General features: G+C 33.1%; 23 protein-coding genes and 1 tRNA gene. 17 read left to right on the top strand and 7 right to left on the bottom strand.

What is annotated here, in order from left to right; all coding sequences use genetic code 11:
* Positions 1–64: 64 nt before the first annotated feature.
* The gene (gene htpX / locus JMI89_RS00780) at positions 65–934 is read left to right on the top strand and encodes a protease HtpX (protein WP_220679073.1); all 870 of its coding nucleotides are present in this window, start codon (positions 65–67) and stop codon (positions 932–934) included.
* 40 nt (positions 935–974) lie between these two features.
* Here the strand turns inward: htpX and ydiK are convergent, their stop codons facing one another.
* Positions 975–2,030, bottom strand: coding sequence for an AI-2E family transporter YdiK (ydiK, locus tag JMI89_RS00775; protein ID WP_220679072.1), 1,056 nt, complete (start codon positions 2,028–2,030; stop codon positions 975–977).
* A 173-nt stretch (positions 2,031–2,203) separates the two neighbouring features.
* Between ydiK and eco the strand changes: the two genes are divergently transcribed.
* The gene (gene eco / locus JMI89_RS00770) at positions 2,204–2,707 is read left to right on the top strand and encodes a serine protease inhibitor ecotin (protein WP_187755622.1); all 504 of its coding nucleotides are present in this window, start codon (positions 2,204–2,206) and stop codon (positions 2,705–2,707) included.
* 77 nt (positions 2,708–2,784) lie between these two features.
* Here the strand turns inward: eco and tolC are convergent, their stop codons facing one another.
* Complete coding sequence (gene tolC / locus JMI89_RS00765; protein ID WP_187755621.1) at positions 2,785–4,149, bottom strand: outer membrane channel protein TolC; 1,365 nt, start codon at positions 4,147–4,149, stop codon at positions 2,785–2,787.
* Positions 4,150–4,277: 128 nt separating this feature from the next.
* Between tolC and nudF the strand changes: the two genes are divergently transcribed.
* Positions 4,278–4,916, top strand: a complete 639-nt coding sequence (nudF, locus tag JMI89_RS00760; protein WP_220679071.1) for an ADP-ribose diphosphatase — start codon at positions 4,278–4,280, stop codon at positions 4,914–4,916.
* Positions 4,917–5,060: 144 nt separating this feature from the next.
* Entirely contained in the window at positions 5,061–5,897 is an 837-nt protein-coding gene (gene cpdA, locus JMI89_RS00755) for a 3',5'-cyclic-AMP phosphodiesterase (RefSeq protein WP_220679070.1), read from the top strand.
* Between the two features lie 69 nt (positions 5,898–5,966).
* Here cpdA and cls read toward each other — a convergent pair whose 3' ends face one another.
* From cls to fldA, 5 genes are all read right to left on the bottom strand, one after another.
* A complete protein-coding gene (cls, locus tag JMI89_RS00750; RefSeq protein WP_370633693.1) occupies positions 5,967–7,424 on the bottom strand; it encodes a cardiolipin synthase in 1,458 nt (485 codons plus the stop codon).
* Positions 7,425–7,437: 13 nt separating this feature from the next.
* Complete coding sequence (gene yciA, locus JMI89_RS00745) at positions 7,438–7,899, bottom strand: acyl-CoA thioester hydrolase YciA (protein WP_187755617.1); 462 nt, start codon at positions 7,897–7,899, stop codon at positions 7,438–7,440.
* Between the two features lie 21 nt (positions 7,900–7,920).
* On the bottom strand, positions 7,921–8,460 hold the full coding sequence (locus tag JMI89_RS00740) for a septation protein A (protein ID WP_187755616.1): 540 nt from the start codon (positions 8,458–8,460) through the stop codon (positions 7,921–7,923).
* A gap of 99 nt (positions 8,461–8,559) precedes the next feature.
* Positions 8,560–9,012 (bottom strand): ferric iron uptake transcriptional regulator, encoded by a 453-nt coding sequence (gene fur, locus JMI89_RS00735; RefSeq protein ID WP_187755615.1) that lies wholly within the window; start codon positions 9,010–9,012, stop codon positions 8,560–8,562.
* 394 nt (positions 9,013–9,406) lie between these two features.
* Positions 9,407–9,919: a flavodoxin FldA gene (gene fldA, locus JMI89_RS00730; RefSeq protein WP_187755614.1), complete on the bottom strand. Its 513-nt coding sequence runs from the start codon at positions 9,917–9,919 to the stop codon at positions 9,407–9,409.
* A gap of 225 nt (positions 9,920–10,144) precedes the next feature.
* On the opposite strand from fldA, the gene sucC reads away from it, so the two are divergent.
* The 13 genes from sucC to cra all read left to right on the top strand — a co-directional run bounded on the left by sucC (position 10,145) and on the right by cra (position 22,984).
* Positions 10,145–11,320 (top strand): ADP-forming succinate--CoA ligase subunit beta, encoded by a 1,176-nt coding sequence (gene sucC / locus JMI89_RS00725; protein ID WP_220679069.1) that lies wholly within the window; start codon positions 10,145–10,147, stop codon positions 11,318–11,320.
* Positions 11,321–11,340: 20 nt separating this feature from the next.
* Positions 11,341–12,210, top strand: a complete 870-nt coding sequence (sucD, locus tag JMI89_RS00720) for a succinate--CoA ligase subunit alpha (protein ID WP_220679068.1) — start codon at positions 11,341–11,343, stop codon at positions 12,208–12,210.
* Between the two features lie 108 nt (positions 12,211–12,318).
* Positions 12,319–13,899, top strand: a complete 1,581-nt coding sequence (locus JMI89_RS00715; protein ID WP_187755611.1) for a cytochrome ubiquinol oxidase subunit I — start codon at positions 12,319–12,321, stop codon at positions 13,897–13,899.
* 17 nt (positions 13,900–13,916) lie between these two features.
* On the top strand, positions 13,917–15,053 hold the full coding sequence (gene cydB, locus JMI89_RS00710) for a cytochrome d ubiquinol oxidase subunit II (RefSeq protein WP_220679067.1): 1,137 nt from the start codon (positions 13,917–13,919) through the stop codon (positions 15,051–15,053).
* A gap of 492 nt (positions 15,054–15,545) precedes the next feature.
* Positions 15,546–15,944, top strand: a complete 399-nt coding sequence (ybgC, locus tag JMI89_RS00705) for a tol-pal system-associated acyl-CoA thioesterase (RefSeq protein WP_220679066.1) — start codon at positions 15,546–15,548, stop codon at positions 15,942–15,944.
* Between the two features lie 9 nt (positions 15,945–15,953).
* Positions 15,954–16,625, top strand: coding sequence for a protein TolQ (gene tolQ / locus JMI89_RS00700; protein ID WP_187755608.1), 672 nt, complete (start codon positions 15,954–15,956; stop codon positions 16,623–16,625).
* A 5-nt stretch (positions 16,626–16,630) separates the two neighbouring features.
* Entirely contained in the window at positions 16,631–17,050 is a 420-nt protein-coding gene (gene tolR, locus JMI89_RS00695) for a colicin uptake protein TolR (protein WP_187755607.1), read from the top strand.
* A gap of 284 nt (positions 17,051–17,334) precedes the next feature.
* The gene (gene tolA / locus JMI89_RS00690) at positions 17,335–18,378 is read left to right on the top strand and encodes a cell envelope integrity protein TolA (RefSeq protein ID WP_187755606.1); all 1,044 of its coding nucleotides are present in this window, start codon (positions 17,335–17,337) and stop codon (positions 18,376–18,378) included.
* Positions 18,379–18,505: 127 nt separating this feature from the next.
* Positions 18,506–19,804 carry a Tol-Pal system beta propeller repeat protein TolB gene (tolB, locus tag JMI89_RS00685; protein ID WP_187755605.1) on the top strand — a complete coding sequence of 433 codons (1,299 nt, stop codon included), beginning with the start codon at positions 18,506–18,508 and terminating at the stop codon, positions 19,802–19,804.
* A 211-nt stretch (positions 19,805–20,015) separates the two neighbouring features.
* A complete protein-coding gene (gene pal / locus JMI89_RS00680; protein WP_343066779.1) occupies positions 20,016–20,495 on the top strand; it encodes a peptidoglycan-associated lipoprotein Pal in 480 nt (159 codons plus the stop codon).
* A 154-nt stretch (positions 20,496–20,649) separates the two neighbouring features.
* Positions 20,650–21,348, top strand: a complete 699-nt coding sequence (gene ybgF / locus JMI89_RS00675) for a tol-pal system protein YbgF (RefSeq protein WP_187755604.1) — start codon at positions 20,650–20,652, stop codon at positions 21,346–21,348.
* Between the two features lie 93 nt (positions 21,349–21,441).
* Positions 21,442–21,517: transfer RNA gene (locus JMI89_RS00670), tRNA-Lys, on the top strand.
* Positions 21,518–21,946: 429 nt separating this feature from the next.
* A complete protein-coding gene (gene cra / locus JMI89_RS00665) occupies positions 21,947–22,984 on the top strand; it encodes a catabolite repressor/activator (protein ID WP_220679065.1) in 1,038 nt (345 codons plus the stop codon).
* Positions 22,985–23,003: the final 19 nt, after the last annotated feature.

Here is a 23,003-nt window from a genome sequence, read left to right as displayed (position 1 = left end):
TAATGTTCTATGATTTATACAATGTGACATTATGTAAAAAACATTTTTTAAGGAATTACCATTTATGATGCGTATTGGGCTTTTTTTATTAACCAACTTGGCGGTAATGTTCGTTTTTGGGATTGTTTTAAGTTTATTTGGTGTTGATGCTCACAGTTTATCCGGTTTATTGATTTTTGCAGCCATTTTTGGTTTTTCAGGCTCGGTAATATCATTATTTATGTCTAAGACAATGGCGTTAAAAGCCGTTGGCGGGAAAATTATTACTCAGCCAATAACTGTAGATGAACAATGGTTAATTAATATTGTCCGTCGCCAATCACAACATTTAAATATCAATATGCCAGATGTCGCTATTTATCAAGCTACCGATATGAATGCATTTGCGACCGGTGCTCGTCGCGATAGTTCATTAGTTGCGGTTAGTAGTGCTTTGCTCAACACCATGACTCGCGATGAAGCGGAGGCTGTTATTGCTCATGAAATGAGTCACGTCGCCAATGGCGATATGGTTACCATGACGTTATTGCAAGGAGTGCTAAATACTTTTGTTATTTTTATATCGAGAATATTAGCATCTGTGACTGCTGAGATGTTGAATGAACGAGGCCGGGGCATGTCACAAATAGTCTATTATTTAATTGTAATGGTTTTTGAATCGATATTTGGTATCTTGGCTAGTATAATTGCTATGTGGTTTTCGCGTTATCGGGAATTTCATGCAGATGCAGGAGCGGCTGAGTTAGTTGGAAAAGACAAAATGATAGCCGCTTTACAACGTTTAAAAATGAGTCATGAACCTAGTGAAGATAGTTCAATTATTGCATTTTGCATAAATGGTGCAAAAAAAGCTAAAATTTCAGAATTATTTATGTCTCATCCTAGTTTAGATAAACGTATTGAAGCACTACGTTATGAGACATATAAAAAATAAATTGGAAATTAATGCAATTGAAAGCGTCATATTTGACGCTTTAATTATCATCCTGTTCTTCTATCCATGCTTGGATAAAGTTATATGTTAGCGCAAGTATTACCGGACCAATAAATAGTCCCATTGCGCCGAAGGCTAATAAGCCACCGATGACACCAAATAAGATGACTAAGAAAGGCAAATCAACCCCTCTTTTAATTAAAAATGTTCTCATTAAACTGTCTAAGGTAGTTAAAACTAAAGTAACAATGACTAGAACGATTCCTGCTACAATATTATCATTCCAAAATTGCCATATAGAACAACTAGCCATGATGATAACTGGTCCAATTTGCGCCACACAACATACGAAAAGGGCAAGGGTTATAAGTCCGACAAATGGCATATTAGTTAATACTAAACTTAAACCACCAATTAGTGTTAATGTCACAGCTGTAACAACGACACCTAAGGCTACAGCTCGAATAGATTGTCCGGCTAATGTTACTGTATCTTCACCATGTTGTTTAGATAAACGATGCGCAAAATGATAAACATGTTTCTTGACTTCTTCACCTTTTAAAAAGAGTAATCCACTAAAGATGATCATAATTGCGCAGTGGAAAAGAAAGACGCCAATATTTGTTACTTGGCTGATTGTCCATGTTACCATGGTGCCGAAATAAGGTTGAAATTGTTTAATCAGGTCACTACCGTCATGATTAATTAAATCATTCCATTTTAAATACAATTCATTACCAACTAACGGGATATTATTTAACCAATCCATAGTTGGTAATTGATGATGTGAAAGATTTTTAGCAAAATCAATCAAATACCCCCCATTTTTAGCAATACTCATCACAATAAGTATAAAAGGGATAATAAAAAATAGAGATAATATTAACATCATAACTAGAACAGCAAGAATTCGTTTATTAAATAATCTTTCTTGGCAAATGATCATAAAAGGCCAAGTGGTAATAACCACCATTAGGGCCCAAAAAAAACCAAATAAAAATGGTTCAACAACTTGAAAAGTTATGATGATAAATAATCCAATAATAATTAAATTGAGTATTAATTTTAATAGATCGTTGTTTTTATTGGTAGGCATATACATTATCTTAATAAGTATTTCATTATTTATATGATAGCTAATTATATCTATTACGGCTATGGTTTTAAATATAATATTTATCTTGAAAAACTAAATATTAGTTTATATATTTATAATAAAATGTTTAAAGATTGTAGTTATAACAAAATGGTATTTCTTAGGAGTAGAAAATGAAAAAATTAGCCACCATAGCATTTAGTTCAGTAGCGCTTTTACTAACTGCATGTAATGGTACAACTGGACAAAACAATATGGTAAAGAATGTGAATGAAATTGCTCCATATCCGGCAGCAGAAGCAGGTTATGTTCGTTCGGTGATTTATCTTCCTGAATTGAAAAATGAGCGTGATGCCAAAGTAGAATTGCTTATTGGCAAACAAATGCAAGTTGATTGCAATAGTCGTGGTTTAGCCGGCACCGTTAAACAAGAAGAGTTGCAGGGATGGGGATATCAATATTATACCGTATCCAAAGTGTCTAATGGTATTTCTACATTAATGGCATGCCCTCCAGATTTTGTTAGTAAATCGGAATTCGTAACGATCAGACATAATTTAGGTTTAATGGATTATAATAGCCGTTTACCTATCGTGGTTTATACGCCAGAAGATGTTCAAGTTAAATACCGAGTTTGGTCTAATGATGGCAAACTTGAAGCGGCTACCACTGAGTAGTTGTTGTGTTTCAAAGAGAAAAAAACCTGCTTTAAGCAGGTTTTTTTATCAATCAATACTTATCATTTTAATAAATATTAATTAATACTTAATAAAGTAGTAGTTTCTTTTCCTAACATATTATTAAGTTGAACTAAATCATTCGCGGTTAATGTTCCAATGGATGATTTTAATTGTAATAGACTGATCAAATAGTCATATTTAGAATTAGATAATCTTTTTTTAGAATCATAAAGTTGGGTGGTTGCGGTTAATACGTCAACAATAGTACGAGTTCCAACTTCATATCCCGATTGAGTTGCATCTAAAGAACTTTGTGCAGAAACAACACTTTGTTCATAAGCTTTAATTGAGCTTATAGCAGCTGAGATATTGTTGTAGGATGAACGAACTCTATTAATCACAGCCCGATTAGTACTTTCTAATTTTTCACTAAAGCTAACATAGTTATATTGCGCTTGTGATACCTGTGACATTGTTGCTCCACCAGTAAAAATAGGCATATCAAATGTGATACCAATAGTATTCGCGCCAGTTATTTGGTTTCTATCAGCATAAGCCGGTGTAACATGATCGCTTTTTAATCCGACTTTATCACCATAATTTTCATTTTTATTTAAGCCAGTAGATGCATTAAGACTGATTGTCGGTAGGTGTCCAGATTGAGCTAATCTGATTTGTTCTTTTGCAATGTCTCGACTTAAGCGGGCCGTTAATAAATCTAAATTCGCATTTTCAGAACGTTGTAATAATTGACTAATATGTGAAGGTTTTTCAGTTTTGAACGCTTTAATATCTATTGTAGCTAGATTAGCATAAAATCGACCACTTACTTGACGTAAATCTTCTAGTGCGTTGTTAAGATCATTTAATGAGCTGACTTGTTCAGCAATAGTTAAATCATAATTTGCTTGCGCATTTTGTACATCGGTAATGGCAACTAAGCCCACTTTGTGTTTTTGTCTTGTTTGTTCAAGTTGTCGATATATAGCTTTTTTCTGTGCGTCAACATAACTCAATGTATCGATCGCTCGCAACACTTTAAAATAATTAGTTGCAGTGTCTAAAATGAGCGCTTGTTCCCTTGCTTGATAAGCGATATCGGCAACACTTGCTTGTTGCTGGGCAATATCTAATTTTTTCCAATTAGCATAATTAAAAATACTTTGATTTAGTGACAAGCCAAGTCTACCTGTTTTGCTATTCATATCTTTAGCTTCACGGAAGCCGTGACTAAGTCCGTAAGATGCGTTTAAACCAAGTTGCGGCAGTAAGCTGGCACGTTGTTCAGAAATTCCTGAATAGGCTTTTTCTTTATCTGCAACGGAACTTTTTAGGTCAGGATTAGTTAATCTTGCTTGTTCATAAACTTGGATTAAATTTTCTGCAAAAGCGGATGGCGCTAGAACTAGACCGATTAGAAAGGGTAATACTTTTTTCATGAATTTTCCCAAAGTTAAACTGAGTTATTTAAAAAAATATATTGCTTAATTCTAACAGATAATTAGTATATGCATAAGCATTGTTTATTATTATCCGCATTTTTTATTAAAAAAATTGAGTGTTAATTATGCAACGTAAATCAAATAATCCGATAACTTTTGGCAAAAAAGATGTTATTAATTTAACTAAGCGTATTTTATATAAAGGCTTTTTTTCGTTATTGGAATATCGTTTCCAATATCATAAATTTGACGGTACTCTTAGTGGTGTCGTAACACGTGAAATCTTAGAAAGAGGTCATGCAGTCGTTTTATTGGCTTACGATGCTCAGTTGGATAAGGTGGTATTAATCGAACAAATTCGTATAGCGGCAATTGAAACACAAGATTCGCCTTGGATTTTAGAATTGATCGCTGGAATGGTTGATCATGATGGTGAATCTTTAGAAGAAGTTGCACGAAGAGAAGCAAAAGAAGAAGCTGGTATTGAAATATATCGTTGCAAGCCCATTATGAATTATTTAGCCAGTCCAGGAGGATTAACTGAGCAATTGCATATTTTTGTTGGTGAAACCAATGCGAATAAAGCAAAGGGAATTCATGGTTTAACAGAGGAAAATGAAGATATCAAAGTGCATGTTGTTACACGTGAGCAAGCTTATCATTGGGTTGAAAGTGGTTTGATTAATAATGCTGCGTCAATTATTGCTTTACAGTGGCTACAATTAAATTATCAAAAATTACAAGCTGAATGGCTAAAACATTAAAAAATTAAGCTTAAAGCTTCTTAACCATTGTTTGGGGCTCCAATAAAGATTTTTTTGTGATTTTGATTTTTATCTATACAAAGTGTGCGCTATGCAACAGAAATAACAGGATAGTTAATATATACTAATAGGAATGAGTGATTCTTGAGATTGAAATTGAAAAAACATTTAATTGTCCCCATTAAATATCCGACTGCGAAAATATTACACATTACTGATACACATCTTTTTGCCGATGAGGATGGTCTATTGCTAGGCATTAATACGAATGCAAGTTTTGATGCTGTGATCAATGAAATTAAACAGCATGGAGAACATTTTGATTTAATTGTGGCGACAGGTGATTTTGTTCAAGATAGCAGTCAGTTAGCTTATTTGCGATTTGCAAAATCAATAAAACAATTTTCAGCTCCTTGCGTTTGGTTAGCAGGAAATCATGATAATTGTGACAATATGCGCTTAATTTTTAAGCAGCAAAATTTACCCGACAATAAAGTTGTTTTATTAGGCGAAAAGTGGTTAGTAATTATGCTTAATAGTCAAGTTGAAGGGAAAACATATGGGCAATTATCTTCACAAGAATTAGCTCTGCTTACAAATACACTGGCAATGTATCCTGATCGTTTTGCAATGGTTTTTTTACATCATCACCCAATTATGTCTCAATGTCATTGGCTGGATAATCATTGCTTAATTAATCATACTGAATTTATCAATTTAATTAACCAATATCCAAATATAAAAGGTATTGGGTGGGGGCATATTCATCAAAAATCACATCATCGATTATCACATTGCCAAGCATTTTCAACACCCTCAACATGTGTTCAATTTAAACCATTAAACCATGATTTTCAGGTAGCAAATGATTTGCCGGGATGGCGCATCATTGATTTGCAAAGGGCAGGGGAGATTGAAACTAAAGTACAACATCTTGAAAATATAATATTTCATCCCGATATGTCACAAAGTGGTTATTGAGTATGCTATTTGTAATAGTTAATATTATCAACAATCATATCGATGATTTTGATGAAATTGCTTTATGATTTATAACAATGGTGCAAAAAAGTAAAATAATCTTTCAATTATATGGTTCCAAAATGATCGTTTATTCCACTTTGTTAGTGTTAATTCATCAGATTGAGATAAATAATGTTTGAGTAAGCAGTTTAATTGTTCGGCAAAATCGCTATCGTCTATTACTGTTGTAACTTCAAAATTTAACCATAAACTACGCATATCAAGATTAACTGTACCAACTAAACTTAATTGTTGATCGATTAAAACACTTTTAGTATGTAATAAATTATTTTTAAATTGATAAAGCTTGACGCCACTTGCCAATAAATCGCTATAAAATGCGCGACTTGCCCAATCAACCATCAACGAATCATTTTTCTGCGGTATAATAATATTAACATTTACACCACGTTGCGCTGCAGTACAAATAGCGTGTAACAGCGCATCACTCGGCACTAAATAAGGGGTAGTGAATATGATTTCTTTTTGAGCGGAATATATAGCGGTAAGTAAGGCTTGCTGAATCATGTATTCAGTATAACCGGGACCAGACGGTATGATTTGCATAATATGGCGTTTTAGCTCGGGTTGTTCTGCAAATTGAGCAACTTGAGGTAATCGTAATTTATTGCCCGTTTCTAATTCCCAATCACTTGCATAAATAGCCCCCATTAACGTGGTTATTGGACCATTCATTCTAATCATAATATCGACCCATTCACCAACATTTTTATTTTGTTTGAAATAACGTGGATCAACAATATTCATACTACCGGTGTAAGCAATATGATTATCAATTATTACCATTTTGCGATGTTGACGCAAATCTAACCGGCGAAAGATAAAACGAAAAAGATTGACTTTTAAACATTCGACAATTTCAATACCTGCATCACGCATTAATTTAGATTGCTGACTTTTAAAAAAATGCCGGCTACCAGCTGAATCTAACATAATTTGACATTTTACCCCACGATTAACTGCACTAATTAATGCATGTTGAACTTCATCAGCTCGTCCACCAATGTTCCAAATATAAAATACCATTTCAATTTTTGATTTAGCTTGATTTATATCATTTATCAAATAATCGAATATTGCATCAGGGGTATTTATTAATTCAATGTGATTACCGTTTATACCATTTAATCCTGTTTGATGTTTACATAACTGGAATAATGGTTTTGCGACATCACTTACCTGATCGGTAAAAATAAATGGAAAATCAATGAGTTTATGGATAAATTGATTTATGATTGGTCGCATTTTTTGTGCACGTTTGGCTCGTTGCTGACCAATATGTGCTTCGCCTAATAAAAAGTATAAAACTATTCCTACAAATGGAATGATGTAAATGATTAACAACCACGCTACAACAAAGGTAGTGGGGCGACGTTTCACTAATATTCTGAGTGTAACACCAACAATAAGCAGCCAATAGCTGATTAATACGAAAGTATTACCCCAAGCATAAAATGAATCCAAAGACATTTTGATATTAGTCTTCACTTAAACCAAGTTTAGAAACATCATCTGTTTGTTCATTATACTGTTGAAATTGTTCAGGTAATGGCCGTGATTTATTATGCTTGTCAACTAAAACATAGGTATAAATGGCTTCAGTTATACACTCACGTTGACCAAAATTATTATGATTATCGGAAATTCTTTTTACCCAAACTTCAATGGCAATAGTAATAGAAGATGTACCAGTTTTTAAACATCGGGCATAACAGCATACTACGTCACCAACCATCGCCGGACGGTGGAAGGTTACACTACTGACATTAACTGTTACCACTCGGCCTCTTGCTATTTCTTTAGCCAATATTCCGCCACCAAGATCCATTTGTGACAATATCCAACCACCAAAGATATGTCCATGTGGATTAGTATCACTTGGCATAGCTAAAGTGCGTAAAACCAATTGTCCTTTAGGATTTTTCGTATTTTGATTCATATTGTTAATCTTCCCATTGAATTATTTTTTATCATTCGGCTCAAGATATTTGTAAATATAGATCCCCGATATCAGTGTAATAACTAACGATGCGCCAGGTAAAATAAAAGCTTTAAAAACACCAAAGAAATCATCTGACATATAGTAAGTTACATAAAGATTAGCTATTCCACATACTATGAAAAAAAATGACCAAATGATATTTAATTTGTTCCAAATTAATGTATCTAGTTTAATATCTTTGCCAATTAACTTTTGGATAAGATTTTTTTTGAAAAAAAACTGACTGGTTAAGAGCGTGAAAGCAAATCCCAAATTGATGAGAGTAACTTTCCATTTGATAAAATCTTTATTATCAAGATAGATAGTTAATCCACCAAAAATGATGATCATCAAATAAGAAAATAATTCCATTTTTTCTAATTTTTTATAAATAATTAAAGTAATGATTAAAGTAATGGTGGACGATATCATTAAAGCTTTTACGCCAGCAAAAATATCGTAAAATACTAGAAAAACAAAAAAGAATACTAAAGGAATAAAATTAAGAAATTGTCGCATTTTGAGTATAAACCTACACAGATGAATGGTCGATAATGACTATTTAAATTACTAGATCTTAACTAAACGATCTAGTAATTTGTAAAAAATTTATTTAGATTATTTTGGATTATGAAGAGATGGCTCTTTTTTACAATTACCACCAGAACAGTGCCCATAAAGATATAAACTATGGTAGGTCAAATCGATGCCATAACGACTAGCGATCTCTTTTTGTCGTTTATTAATGGTCTCGTCGCTAAATTCAAATACTTCGCCGCAATCTAAACAAATAAGATGATCGTGATGTGTTTGTGTAGATAACTCAAAAATAGCTTTCCCACCTTCGAAATTATGTCTAGTCACAATTCCTGCATCGTCAAATTGGTTTAACACCCGATAAACTGTCGCTAAACCAATTTCCTCACCAGAATCTAATAATCTTTTATATAGATCTTCTGCAGTAACATGTTGATGTTGAGGATCACGCAGTAATTCTAAAATCTTTAATCTTGGTAAAGTTATTTTGAGTCCTGCATTTTTTAGTGCGGCATTATTTTCTTGTGCGGTCATAAAAATTTGAATCCTTTGTCACATAATTGGTGTTCATTATAAAAAATATTTAGAAAAAATAAAGCAATCATTTTAGATGGCTTATCCTATTAAATTAATTATCTTACTTAATAATTTTGAGTTATCTAATTTATATCAATTCTTCAAAGATTGTTAATTTAATTACTAAATATTGTTATGGTATTTTAACAAATAAAAAGTCATGAGATATTACAATCAAAATGCATTGAATTATATGCACTAAAAAAGATTCTTATTATTAGAATGTGAGTTGGGTTAAAAAATAATATATATTTTAGCCCTATAGGAATAAAGAGGCCTTAACGACCTCGCTTATAGTTATTAGTAATTTAATGTTCTTTGTCATCTTGAGTGAAATTATATAATGAAAATTTTAAATACCCATTTCACTTTTAACTTGTTCGACCCATTGAGTAATACGTTGTTCAGTTAAATCAGCTTGTCTGTCTTCATCAATTGCTAGTCCGACAAAGTGGTTATCATCGACTAAACTTTTAGATGATTCAAAATGATATCCTTCGGTTGGCCAATTACCAACAATTTTTACACCTTTAGGTTCAATAATATCTCGTAATGTTCCCATCGCATCACAGAAATATTCAGCATAATCCTCTTGATCACCACAACCAAAAATAGCGACCATTTTACCTGTAAAATTTACTTGTTCAAGATTAGGGAAAAAATCATCCCAATCGCATTGTGACTCGCCATAATACCAAGTTGGAATACCAAAAAATAAGAATTCATATTTTTGTATTTCTTCCTTGGTAGTTTTAGCAATATCAAATAAATCTGCGGTATCTTCACCTAACAATGCTTGTATTTGTTGTGCGACTTTTTCTGTGTTTCCGGTATCGCTACCAAAAAAAATTCCAACTTTGGCCATAATTTTACCCTATAGTCTTTGCATTTTTATCATTAAACAAAAATTATAACATTACAGAATAAAAAACAACAATAAGACTATGCGTTTGCATAGATTTTTTTTATTAAATGATGACAAAACTACACAATTTTTACTTATTAGATTAAACTTTGTGATCATTAATTATTTATCCATTTTATATACATTTTTTTAATTTGTATTATTAATTACTTGGAATACGCATCTATGAATTTGCATGAATATCAATCAAAATTACTTTTCAAAAATTACGGTTTACCCATTCCGACAAATTATGTTTGCCAGTCGGTTGATGAAATTAAGGAAATATTAGCCGAGATTTCAACGCAAAGTTTAATTAATAAAAAATGGGTAGCTAAGTGCCAAGTTCATGCTGGGGGAAGAGGGAAAGCAGGGGGCGTTATTTGTACCGATAATCTCAATCAAATTCAGCAATTTGCTGAACATTGGTTAGGGCAACGCTTAATTACATATCAAACTGACAATAAAGGTCAACCGGTTAATAAGATTTTAATAGAGCAAGCTTCGCAAATTTTAAACGAGTTTTATTTGGGTGCGGTTATTGATAGAGCTCTTCAACGTGTGGTGATTATAGCTTCGACTGAAGGTGGGATGGATATAGAGTCCGTAGCGGAAAATACACCAGAATTAATTCATACAATGCCCATAGATCCCCTAACCGGACCATGTGCCTATCAGGGACGTGAATTAGCATTTAAACTGGGGTTGCAAGGTAAGCTTATAAATCAATTCACGAAAATCTTTATGGGTTTGGCTAAATTGTTTATTGAAAACGATGTTTCTTTAGCAGAGATAAATCCTTTAGTTTTGACAGAAAATGAAGAACTTGTTTGTGTAGATGCCAAAATTGTTTTAGATGATAACGCATTATATCGCCATGCTGAACTAAGTCAGTTAAGAGATATCACTCAAGAAGATGAAAGAGAATCTATCGCCACGAAGCAAGGTATTAGTTATGTTTCACTTAACGGTAACATCGGTTGTATGGTAAATGGAGCAGGACTTGCCATGGCGACAATGGATATTATTAAATTATATGGAGGTGAACCCGCTAATTTCCTTGATGTCGGGGGGGGGACAACTAAAGAGCGTGTTTGTGAAGCATTTAAATTGATACTTTCCGATAGTCATGTTAAAGCAATTTTGGTTAACATTTTTGGTGGTATTGTGCGTTGTGATTTAATTGCTGATGGTATTATTGCTGCCATACAAGAGATTGATCTTAATGTTCCAGTTGTCGTTAGACTAGAAGGTAATAATGCCGAAATTGCAAGAGAAATTTTAGCAAATAGTCAACTAAATATTATAAGTGCTGAAAGTTTAGCTGATGCGGCGCAAAAAATTTCGGCCGTTGCTGTGTAATTGAATGGAGTTCAGTAAATATGTCAATTTTAATTAATCAAGATACTAAAGTAATTTGTCAAGGTTTTACAGGCAGTCAGGGGACTTTCCATTCGCAACAAGCGCTAGATTATGGCACTAAAATTGTTGGCGGTGTTACACCAGGTAAAGGTGGTACTACTCATCTTGGATTACCTGTATTTAATACAGTTAAAGAAGCTGTACAAGCAACAGGAGCAACGGCCTCAGTTATCTATGTTCCGGCAGCGTTTGGTCGGGATTCAATTTTAGAAGCACTTGATGCTGGTATTAAATTGATTGTATGTATTACTGAAGGTATTCCCACTTTGGATATGTTATACGTTAAAGAAAAATTAAAACAAACCGATAGTATTTTAATTGGTCCGAATTGTCCAGGCATCATAGTCCCAAATCAATGTAAAATTGGTATCATGCCGGGACATATTCATTTACCAGGAAAAGTTGGCATTATTTCACGTTCTGGTACGTTAACTTACGAAGCGGTTAAACAAACAACTGATATTGGTGTGGGTCAATCAGTTTGTGTTGGAATTGGTGGTGATCCCATTCCAGGTAGTGATTTTATTACAATTCTTTCGTTATTAGAAAACGATCCAGAAACGGAACTTATTGTCATGATTGGTGAAATCGGTGGCATGGCTGAAGAAGCAGCGGCTGAATATATTCGTCAATATGTTTCTAAACCTGTAGTAAGTTATATAGCCGGTGTGACCGCTCCGAGTGGTAAGCGTATGGGGCATGCAGGGGCAATTATTTCTGGTGGTAAAGGAACTGCGGCGGCAAAAACTAAAGCATTACAAGAAGCAGGGGTAATCGTTGTTCCAAGTTTAATTGAAATCGGTAATGCAATAAAAAAAATAATAAATTAACTTTTTTTTGATATTTGTTAATTTTGTTAGTGATTTTTAGTGTACAATAGCGCAGATTTTCAATATTAATAATTAAATTGGGCTTTGTTGTAGTCTTAGGGAGTAGAAATGTTAGATATCGTTGAACTATCAAGACTTCAATTTGCTTTAACTGCAATGTACCATTTCATATTTGTTCCCCTAACATTAGGGTTAGCCTTTTTATTGGCCATAATGGAAACGGTGTATGTTGCTAGTGGAAAGCAAATTTGGAAGGATATGACAAGATTCTGGGGAAAATTGTTTGCTATTAATTTTGCTTTAGGTGTCGCTACCGGTTTAACCATGGAATTCCAGTTTGGAACGAATTGGTCTCAATATTCTCATTATGTTGGTGATATATTTGGGGCACCATTAGCAATCGAAGGATTGATGGCCTTTTTCTTAGAATCAACAATGGTCGGTCTGTTCTTTTTTGGTTGGGATCGAATGAGTCGTGTGAAACATTTACTTACGACATGGTGTGTTGCTTTTGGTTCTAATTTGTCTGCATTATGGATATTAGTGGCTAATGGTTGGATGCAATTCCCAACTGGTTCACAATTTAATGCCTTTAATTCTCGAATGGAAATGGTCGATTTTTTTCAATTAATCACCAGTCCAGTAGCACAATTCAAATTTTTTCATACGGTATCTGCTGGTTATGTTACAGGTGCTGTATTTGTATTAGGTATTAGTTCTTATTATTTATTAAAAAACAGAGATACTGCATTCGCAAAACGTTCATTTGCCGTTGCAGCAATGTTTGGTTTCATCATGTCTATAGCACTGATTATGATGGGTGATGAAGCCGGTCATGAGATGACGACTGTACAACCAACAAAACTTGCCGCTATCGAAGGTGAATGGGAAACACAACCTGCTCCGGCAGCGTTTAATGTTATAGCTTTTCCTTCACAAGCAGAAAAGAAAAATCTATTCGAAATTCAAATACCTTATGTTATGGGGCTAATTACCACGCGATCTCTGGATAAAGAAGTAAAAGGTTTAAAAGAGATTATGCAAGACAATGAAGTCAGAATCCGTAATGGTATTGTCGCCTATGAAAATTTAGAAAAGATAAAAAAAGGCAGTACAGATCCGAATGTGCAAAGACTTTTTGAAAAGCATCGTGATGATCTGGGCTATGGCTATTTAGTTAAACGTTTCACTGATCGGGATAATATTACTATACCAGAGGCAAAAGAGGTGCATATTAAAGCAGCGGTTGAGGATTCTATTCCGGCTGTGGCACCATTATTTTGGTCTTTCAGAATCATGGTCGGTCTAGGTTTCTTAATGCTTCTGGGGATTGCTTTTGCTGTTTTAATAACATTTAAACATAAAATTGGTCATTATAATTGGTTCCATCGTTTTATGCTCTTTTCCATTCCGTTCCCGTGGCTTGCATGTGAATGTGGTTGGTTTGTGGCGGAATATGGGCGTCAGCCTTGGGCAATTGATGGTATTTTACCTACTGGTGTGGCAAACTCTTCCTTAACAGCGGGTGAAATATTATTCACTATGTTGTTAATTTGTGGTCTATATACGTTATTCTTGATTGCTGAAATGTTCTTAATGTTTAAATATGCTCGTTTAGGACCAAGCTCTTTAGCTACTGGCAACTATCATTACGAAACAACGGCACAACCACAAACGGTAACGCATTAAGGAAAGGGAGTAAAATCATGTTAGATTATGAAGTTTTACGAGTTATTTGGTGGGTAATCATTAGCGCCGTTTTAATTGGATTTACGGTTACCGATGGTTTTGACATGGGGGTTGGTATATTGTTGCCGATTATTGGTAAGACCAATAATGAACGACGCATAATGATAAATGCCATTGCGCCACATTGGGATGGTAATCAGGTTTGGTTAATTACTGCGGGCGCTGGGATTTTTGCAGCATGGCCAGATGTTTATGCTGCTTCATTCTCCGGATTTTATATTGCAATGATTTTAGTGCTTTGTGCACTATTTTTTAGACCATTAGGCTTTGATTATCGAAGTAAACTAGAAAGTTCAAAATGGCGTAATTTATGGGATACCGCGATATTTATTGGTAGCTTTGTGCCAGCACTTGTATTTGGCGTTGCTTTTGGTAATTTACTTCAAGGAGTGCCATTCAAATACGATGAATTTATGCGCGTCTCATATGAAGGTAATTTTTTTGGCTTACTTAATCCTTTTGCCTTATTAGCAGGTATTATCAGTTTGATGCTAATTGTCACTCAAGGTGGCGCGTGGTTGCAACTTAAAACAACCGGCGAGCTTTACCTAAAAGCGCGCAAAGCAACCCAAATTTCAGCATTAATTTTGATAATAGCATTTATTATAGCCGGAATATGGGTAGTCTTTGGGTTGCATGGTTATGAAATAACCAGTGTCATGGATCATTATGCTGATTCTAATCCACTATTTAAAAGTGTAACGACCGATACTTCCTGGTTAAATAATTTCAAAGTGCTACCAATACTTTGGGCAATTCCATTATTGGCTATTGTCATGCCAATGTTGACAATTATTTTGTCAGGTAAAGATAAAAATGGTTGGGTATTTTTAACGTCTTCATTAACAATAGCTTGTGTTTTGATGACGTTTGCGATAACCACTTTCCCATTTATTATGCCTTCAAGCATAATGCCTGATGCTAGTCTGACTATTTGGGATGCGACTTCAAGCCATTTAACACTAAACATTATGTTTTGGGTTGTTATGATATTTTTACCAATTATACTACTTTACACAACTTGGGCTTATATTAAAATGTTTGGTCGAATTAATAAAAGTTACATTGAAAAACATGATCATATACTTTATTAATTTTTGGATTTAATTTAGGGGATACGTACGTATGTATTATTTTGTCTGGTTTATAGTAACTGTAGCCGCAGCAATGATTGCTGTAGCTACAGGTTTATGGGTTGATAAGAAGAACGATTAACAAATCCATAATTCATTCTAAAAAGGCGAATATTATTTAATATTCGCCTTTTTTATTACTAATGATAATTGTTTTCATTTAAAACTCATTATATGATAATGGTACAGTAAATATCATTTTCCCCATGAATGGCTAACATGATAGCGCATAAAGTGGATTATTTTAGTTCACTTAGAGGGGGAATTTTTATTTGAATAATGATACAAAATTAATTCATCATGTAATCAGATATATATTTAATTTTAAAGTTTTCTAAAAAACCTATATTTAATTTATTTGATGAATAATTAATATTATTAATGATAATAATCATTTAATTTCATCATAATCGATATATAATGCTTATAATCAAGTTTTAAGGATTTTTTAGCATGAAGCATTTTGATTGGCCAGTAAGAATTTATTATGAAGATACCGACGCCGGTGGTGTTGTTTATCATGCCCGTTATCTTGCATTCTATGAACGGGCAAGAACTGAAATGTTACGACACTATAATATTAATCAACGATTTTTAATCGAAAACCAGCATATAGCCTTTGTGGTAAAAAAAATGAGTATCGATTATATCTTACCAGCTCGGTTAGATGATCAATTAATGATTAAAAGTCAGCTAGAAAATATACGTAAAGCATCATTAATTTTTAAACAAAAAATTTTTAATGGCAATAATCAATTGATAAATGAAGCAGAAGTATTGATTGCTTGTGTTGATCTCAATAAGAATAGACCTTGTGTATTACCAAAATTAATTATTTCGGAGTTTCTATAAGTGGAAAATATGAATATTGTTGACTTGTTCTATAGTGCAAGTTTTTTAGTTCAACTAATTATGTTGTTATTACTTCTTTGTTCAGTTGTCTCATGGGCTATTATTATTCAGCGGGGTTTAACACTACGTAAAGCGAAACAGCAAGTTGATTCATTTGACAATACATTTTGGTCTGCTGATGATCTCAACACCCTTTATAATGAACTGAATAAAAAGAAAGCTAGAATACACGGTACCGAACTTATTTTTTATACTGGTTTCAAAGAATTTTCTCGTTTATATCAAATTAATCCGAATATGCCTAATGCAGCATTGGAAGGGGCTACTCGTGCGATGCGTTTATCAATGAATCGGGAATTAGATAACTTAGATCGTTATATTTCGCTTCTTGGTACAATTGGTTCTATCAGTCCTTATGTAGGTTTATTTGGTACCGTATGGGGAATAATGAATTCCTTTATTGCTCTGGGTGCTGTGAAGCAAGCTACTTTGCAAATGGTTGCACCTGGAATAGCTGAAGCATTGATCGCTACGGCAATCGGTTTATTTACAGCAATTCCTGCAGTTATAGCCTATAGTCGCTTAAGTTTACGGGTTGGTGGAATTGAGCAAAACTATTCAAATTTTACCGATGAACTGTTGGCAATATTGCAACGTCAAGCTGTTGCGATTAGGAAGTAATTGTTATGAGACGTAGATCACGTTATTCATCGAAAGCTGAAATAAATATTGTACCATTATTAGATGTTTTATTGGTATTAGTGTTAATTTTTATGGCAACCGCCCCGATTATTAGTCAGAGCGTTGAGGTTGATTTACCAGAAGCTTCAGAATCAAAAACGGTTGTTACCGCAGAAAATAAACCCATTATTATCGAAGTTTCTGGGGTTGGAGTATATTCATTAATCATTAATCAAGAACGGGAAAATAATTTAAGCAAAGAACAAATCATTGCTGAAGTTAAACAACAATTGATTAATAATGAGAAATCAATATTCTTAGTTGGTGGTGCCAAAAATGTGCCATATGAAGAGATCATAAAGGCGTTAAATATCTTACAAGCCGCTGGCGTCAAATCTGTCGGTCTAATGACTCAACCGGTTTAACTTTTAAATTTATATTATGTTTATAAATTGAAATTGATATTTTCAGTTTATAAACATAATAATTTCACTATGTTAATTCCCTTAATTATTTGTTATTTTATTCAAAACTTATTTTTTAGATTAAAGTTTAATATCGCGTCATCATTAATCTGCAATGTTATTTACTCAATACATTAGAAAAAGCTAAATAGTTTTTAAACTAATGGAAATTTGTGATGATTTTTGAAATTATTAATGAGACAATAATTTAATTAGTTCAAGTTTAACTATTTTTATAATTTTTTATGGTGAACAATATCAAATCTAATTTTAGTTTAGCATTAGTTATATCTATCATTTTTCACTTAGGGCTAATTTTTATGTTAGCTTATAGTGCATGGCATTATTCATCTTCATATACTGATAGTGGACAACAAATTGATGCAATTATGGTTGACAATAGTATTATTGCAAAACAAAAACAACGTCAAATCGAACATGATTTGACGAGTCAACAAATTAAACAACAGCAACAACAACTTATCGAACAGCAGGCACAAGAATTGCAGCAAAAACAATTAGCTGAACAACAACGTTTAAAACAGCTTGCTAAAGAAAGTTTAATGGCTATTGAGAAACAGAAACAAGAACAAGAAGCAATAGCGAAGGCATTGGCGGAAAAACAAAAATTAGAAAATGAGGCATTAAAAGCTAAAGCTCAATTGGAAGAACAACAAAAACAGGCTCTTTTAGCCAAACAAAAAGCAGACGAGGAAGCCAAATTATTAGCACAAAGAGCAATAGAAGAAAAACAAAAAATAGAGGCTGAGAAAAAACAGGCTGAATTAGCTAAACAAGCTGCGTTATTAGAAGCAGAAAAAGTTAAAAAGGAAGTTGAAAATCAAAAACAATTGCTTGAGCAGGAGCGCCTAAAAGCTGAAAAAGCGCAACAAGAAAAGATTAAGGCTGAAGAATTAGCTAAGCAAAAGGCGGCTGATGAAAAGCGCAAGCAACAAGAACTCAATGATATATTAGGGAGTTTAACCTCTAAAGCACCTAAAGCAGAAACAAGTGTATCATCTGCTGAATTAAATCAATTTAAACAAATGGTTATGAGTGCTATTAGTAACAAATTTATCAATCCAAGCTTGTATCAGGGAAAAAATTGTATTTTAAAAATACAATTAGCGCCTGATGGTCTTTTATTGAATGTAAGCTCTATCGATGGGGATCCAACGCTGTGTCGCGAAGCCATATCAGCAACAAAATTGGCGGTATTTCCTAAACCTAAAAATAATTTGTTATATAAAGAGGTTAAAAATTTACAAATTAATTTTATACCTAAATAACCTTATATTTCAAAAATATAAAGGTTAAATTTGAATATGTTATTTATGAAAATAGATTATATTATATAATAATGAATTCAAAAAAGTTTTAATGATTGGTTTCAAAAATTATGCAAGGAATTTTGTGATGTTAAAATTTTCATATCGCTTTCTAATAAGTTGTTTTATATTACTTTATGCTACTTTCTCGATAGCTGATATTAAAATTATAATAACAGATGGTATAAATACTGCTAAACCTATTGCTGTGGTTCCTTTTAAATGGGTTGGTAATGGTGCTCCGCCACAAGAAATCGATAATATCATTGCTTCTGATTTACGCAATAGTGGTAAATTTAATCCTATTGATTCACGTAAAATGCCGCAATTACCCGATACATCTTCTGCTGTTACTCCAAAAGCATGGAGTGCTTTAGGAATTGGGGCGGTTATTGTCGGTAATGTTCAACAAAATGCATCTGGCAAGTATTTAATAAGTTATCAACTTGTTGATACGGTTAATAATCCTGGAGAAGTATTAGCGCAAAATCAATATGAAATTGAGAAACGTTGGATACGTTATGCTGCGCATACCGCAAGCGATGAAATTTTCGAAACATTAACGGGGATTAAAGGTGCCTTTAGAACTCGTATCGCTTATGTTGTGAAAATGAATCGTGGTAGTTACAACTATGAATTAAGAGTCTCTGATTATGATGGCTACAATCAGATAACGATTCACAAATCGAAAGAGCCACTTATGTCACCGGCATGGTCACCTGATGGTAAAAAGTTAGCTTATGTTACGTTTGACAGCGGAAAATCAGCATTAGTATTTAAAACATTAGAAACGGGTGAAATTGAGAAAATCGCCGATTTTCCACAGCATAATGGTGCGCCAGCTTTTTCTCCAGATGGAAAGAAATTAGCTTTTGTTTTATCCAAAGACGGTAATTTAAATCTTTATGTAATGACTTTATCTGATAAGACAATTAAACGTATCACTTTTGGTCGCAGTAATAGTACTGAACCCTCATGGATGCCTGATAATAAAACAATTGTGTATACATCCGATCAAACAGGAAGACCACAATTATATAGTATTACCATTGATAATGGTGTCCCACAACGTATAACATGGGATGGTGTTCAGAATCAAAATGCTCAAGTAGCCAGTGATGGTAGCTTTATTGTCATGATAGCAAGCAATAAAGGAGAGCAACATGTTACTAAAATGGATCTCGCAACTAATGGGTATCAGAAATTGACCGATACTTTTTTGGATGAAACGCCAAGTATTTCACCAAATGGTACGATGATTATTTATAGTTCATCACAAGGGCTGGGTACGATATTAAATATTGTATCAAGTGATGGCAATTTTAAAGCAAAGCTACCGGCGACTGATGGTCAAGTAAGGTTTCCGGCTTGGTCACCTTATTTGTAATGATTATATTAACTAATAAGTTTGTATTTTAAAAAATAAAAATATTAAAGCTTTTTTAGTTGATTATGTTAACTTATATCAATGGTAAATTAAATAGATTTACTAATCGATATTTGAGTACAAATAGTAAAATATAGGCTTTACCACTGGATTTGTTATAATACAATTATATTAATTAAACATTTTATTAGAATTAATGAGGAGTAATTAAGTGAAACTGTCAAATATTTTTAAAACTACAGCATTTATTTTGCCTTTTGTAATGCTTACTGCATGTAATGTAAGAACGGCAGAAAAACCACACAAAAATGTTATGCACTCTAATGAGGCAACCATTTCAGAATCTGAAAAACTTGAGCAAATGCAGGAAATTAATACTGTTTATTTCGATTTTGATAAATACAATATTAAATCTGAATTTGCTAAAGCATTAGATAGTCATGCTGAATTCTTAATTAGCCACCCATCATTTAACATTGTTATTGAAGGTCATGCCGATGAACGTGGTACACCAGAATATAATATTGCGTTGGGTGAACGTCGTGCCTTAGCAGTGAAATCTTATTTACAAGGTCGTGGTGTTTCGGCTATCCAAATTTCTATCAAATCATTTGGAAAAGAAAAACCGGCAGTACTTGGACATGATGAAACTTCGTATGCTAAAAATCGTCGAGCAGTGCTTGTCTATTAATCTATTTAATACCTATAATAAACGGCTGCATAGGCAGCCATTATTTTTGAAATATGAGTTAGCTTTTTTGTGATAAGCTACTACAGTGTAGTATACTATTTAGCGTCCCCATCTTAAGATCTTTTAATGTTGATTATCGAGGTAATTAAAATTAATGTTTAAGAAAATTCTCAGTTTAATCATTCTAGTTTTTTCATTTTATACTTATGCTGAAACAAAGATAGAAAGAGTTGTTGAAGCTCATGGTCAATTATTAACAGAATATCAAAAACAAATTACTGATTTGCAAGTTGAAGTTGATCAATTGCGCGGGCAATTGCAACAAACAACATATTTATTAAATCAAACTATTGAGCGGCAAAAAATGATTTTGCAGCAATCGGCTGATAATCCATCCCAAACTGAGAATGCTCAAGTTAACACAGCAACGAATAATTCATCTCCAACAACTTTAGCTAATTGGTCAACTTCAGGTAATGATAAAACAGATTATAACTTTATTATCAAATTTGTCGTAGATGGTAAAGAAACAAAGAATGCTATTTCGGCACTTCAACAATTCTTGAAAGCTTATCCAAAATCAACTTATCGTGCTAATGTGAACTACTGGTTAGGGCAACTTTGTTATAAACAGGGTAGAAAAGACGATGCATCATTTTATTTTGCTGTGGTTGTAAAAGAATTTCCTAAATCACCGAAAGCTGCGGATAGCTTATATAAGATTGGTAGCATATTTTTAGATAAAGGTGAAAAAACCAAAGCTAAGGCAGTATTCCAGCAAGTTATTGAACAGTTTCCCAGTAACAAAACAGTTGTTTCCGCAGCAAAGTCTAAGTTAGCAAACCTATCATAAATGGATAAATAATAAGCTGTCGATAATGATTTGAAAAAAAAGGGTTGCACTGAATAAAAATCCCGATTAATATAGCAACCCGATACCCCCTATGGGTCGTTAGCTCAGTCGGTAGAGCAGCGGACTTTTAATCCGTTGGTCGAAGGTTCGAATCCTTCACGACCCACCACTATTTAGAATTAATCCTTCCTTCCACTTTTTCGATTTAAGAAAATACTAATAGGCATTTTTTATGTGTTTAGACTTCTTGCATTGTATTGCTTTATAGATTGTTATAACTGATATTTATCTTTGATGATTCCAGTTAACTCTTTCAAATACTTTTTGTTTGAATAATTTTTGATTCTATTAGTATTAATTTAATCATTACCAATTTATCTAATATAAGCTTATTGTCAATAAATATTAATTATTAGCTGAATCGTTTTAATTAATAATGTAAGTTATTTAAGTAACAGTTATTCCACGAATATTCCAAAAAATTAATGTTTTTTAAATTCAATCGATTAATACAGTATTGGTTTTAACACTTTCTATTAACATAAATTTTATGGTAAATTCTCCTAATTAAATTTAATTACTCTACGAGATAATAACAATGAAACTAGAGGAAATTGCCCGTTTAGCTGGTGTATCGAGAACTACTGCTAGTTATGTTATAAATGGTAAAGCAAAGCAATATCGGGTTAGTGATCAAACAATTGCAAAAGTAATGGCAATCGTAAACAAGTATAATTTTCAACCAAATGCGGTTGCTGCCGGATTAAGAGTTGGCAAAACTAATACCATCGGTATCATCATTCCTGATTTAGAAAATAATAGTTATACTAAAATCGCCAATCATCTGGAACAAAAAGTAAGGGAATCGGGATATCAATTATTAATATCTTGCTCAGAAGATAATCCTGAAATTGAAAAACATTGCGTACTACACCTTAAGCAAAGACATGTTGACGCCATAATAGTTTCTTCCTCTTTTATCTCTGATTATTCTTTTTATGATCAATGGGATAATGATCATATCCCAATTTTAGCTTTAGATAGACCTCTCAATCCTGCTAAATTTAGGAGTATATTAGGAGCGGATTTACGAGATGCGCAATTATTAACAACCGAATTTATAAATTATATTGGTAATAGTGATATTGTGTATGTCGGTGCATCGCCTAATTTATTCATCAGCCAGTTACGCAAATGTGGGTTTAGATCCTGCATTAAGTTTGTTCAAAACCAAATCACCTATCTCTATGCTGAAGATTATAGCCGCGAAGCAGCGCATAATTTATTTAATGCATGGTTACAAAAAAATACGATACCTAAGGCATTATTTGTCACCTCTTTTTCATTATTGCAAGGTGTGATTGATGCTATTTTAACTAAAAATCACGAATTACCTTCTTGTATGGTAATCGCAACCTTTGGTGATAATGAATTATTAGATTTTTTACCTTGCAATATTATTAGCCTGGTACAAGATCATAAAATCATTGCCGAAGTGACGGTGAATATGCTATTAAACAACTTATCCAATCAAGGCAGTTATGAACCAGGCTATACTGAAATCAAGCGAAAATTAAATTATCGCGGACGTTTGAATCGCGATAATAATAAAATATTTCCATCAGCAAAAATGTGATACTAATCTCATTCTTCAT

The organism is Frischella sp. Ac48 (assembly GCF_019641635.1).
Lineage (GTDB): Bacteria > Pseudomonadota > Gammaproteobacteria > Enterobacterales > Orbaceae > Frischella > Frischella japonica.
This window is presented reverse-complemented; position numbering and strand designations above follow the sequence as displayed.

Coding starts and splice junctions, on each gene's coding strand:
- tolB (WP_187755605.1), top strand. CDS start 18,506: ATGTTAAAATTTTCATATCGCTTTCTAATAAGTTGTTTTATATTACTT.
- ybgC (WP_220679066.1), top strand. CDS start 15,546: ATGAAGCATTTTGATTGGCCAGTAAGAATTTATTATGAAGATACCGAC.
- fur (WP_187755615.1), bottom strand. CDS start 9,012: ATGACCGCACAAGAAAATAATGCCGCACTAAAAAATGCAGGACTCAAA.
- tolR (WP_187755607.1), top strand. CDS start 16,631: ATGAGACGTAGATCACGTTATTCATCGAAAGCTGAAATAAATATTGTA.
- JMI89_RS00740 (WP_187755616.1), bottom strand. CDS start 8,460: ATGCGACAATTTCTTAATTTTATTCCTTTAGTATTCTTTTTTGTTTTT.
- sucC (WP_220679069.1), top strand. CDS start 10,145: ATGAATTTGCATGAATATCAATCAAAATTACTTTTCAAAAATTACGGT.
- nudF (WP_220679071.1), top strand. CDS start 4,278: ATGCAACGTAAATCAAATAATCCGATAACTTTTGGCAAAAAAGATGTT.
- ybgF (WP_187755604.1), top strand. CDS start 20,650: ATGTTTAAGAAAATTCTCAGTTTAATCATTCTAGTTTTTTCATTTTAT.
- JMI89_RS00715 (WP_187755611.1), top strand. CDS start 12,319: ATGTTAGATATCGTTGAACTATCAAGACTTCAATTTGCTTTAACTGCA.
- tolC (WP_187755621.1), bottom strand. CDS start 4,149: ATGAAAAAAGTATTACCCTTTCTAATCGGTCTAGTTCTAGCGCCATCC.
- ydiK (WP_220679072.1), bottom strand. CDS start 2,030: ATGCCTACCAATAAAAACAACGATCTATTAAAATTAATACTCAATTTA.
- eco (WP_187755622.1), top strand. CDS start 2,204: ATGAAAAAATTAGCCACCATAGCATTTAGTTCAGTAGCGCTTTTACTA.
- yciA (WP_187755617.1), bottom strand. CDS start 7,899: ATGAATCAAAATACGAAAAATCCTAAAGGACAATTGGTTTTACGCACT.
- tolQ (WP_187755608.1), top strand. CDS start 15,954: ATGAATATTGTTGACTTGTTCTATAGTGCAAGTTTTTTAGTTCAACTA.
- cra (WP_220679065.1), top strand. CDS start 21,947: ATGAAACTAGAGGAAATTGCCCGTTTAGCTGGTGTATCGAGAACTACT.
- fldA (WP_187755614.1), bottom strand. CDS start 9,919: ATGGCCAAAGTTGGAATTTTTTTTGGTAGCGATACCGGAAACACAGAA.
- tolA (WP_187755606.1), top strand. CDS start 17,335: ATGGTGAACAATATCAAATCTAATTTTAGTTTAGCATTAGTTATATCT.
- htpX (WP_220679073.1), top strand. CDS start 65: ATGATGCGTATTGGGCTTTTTTTATTAACCAACTTGGCGGTAATGTTC.
- sucD (WP_220679068.1), top strand. CDS start 11,341: ATGTCAATTTTAATTAATCAAGATACTAAAGTAATTTGTCAAGGTTTT.
- cydB (WP_220679067.1), top strand. CDS start 13,917: ATGTTAGATTATGAAGTTTTACGAGTTATTTGGTGGGTAATCATTAGC.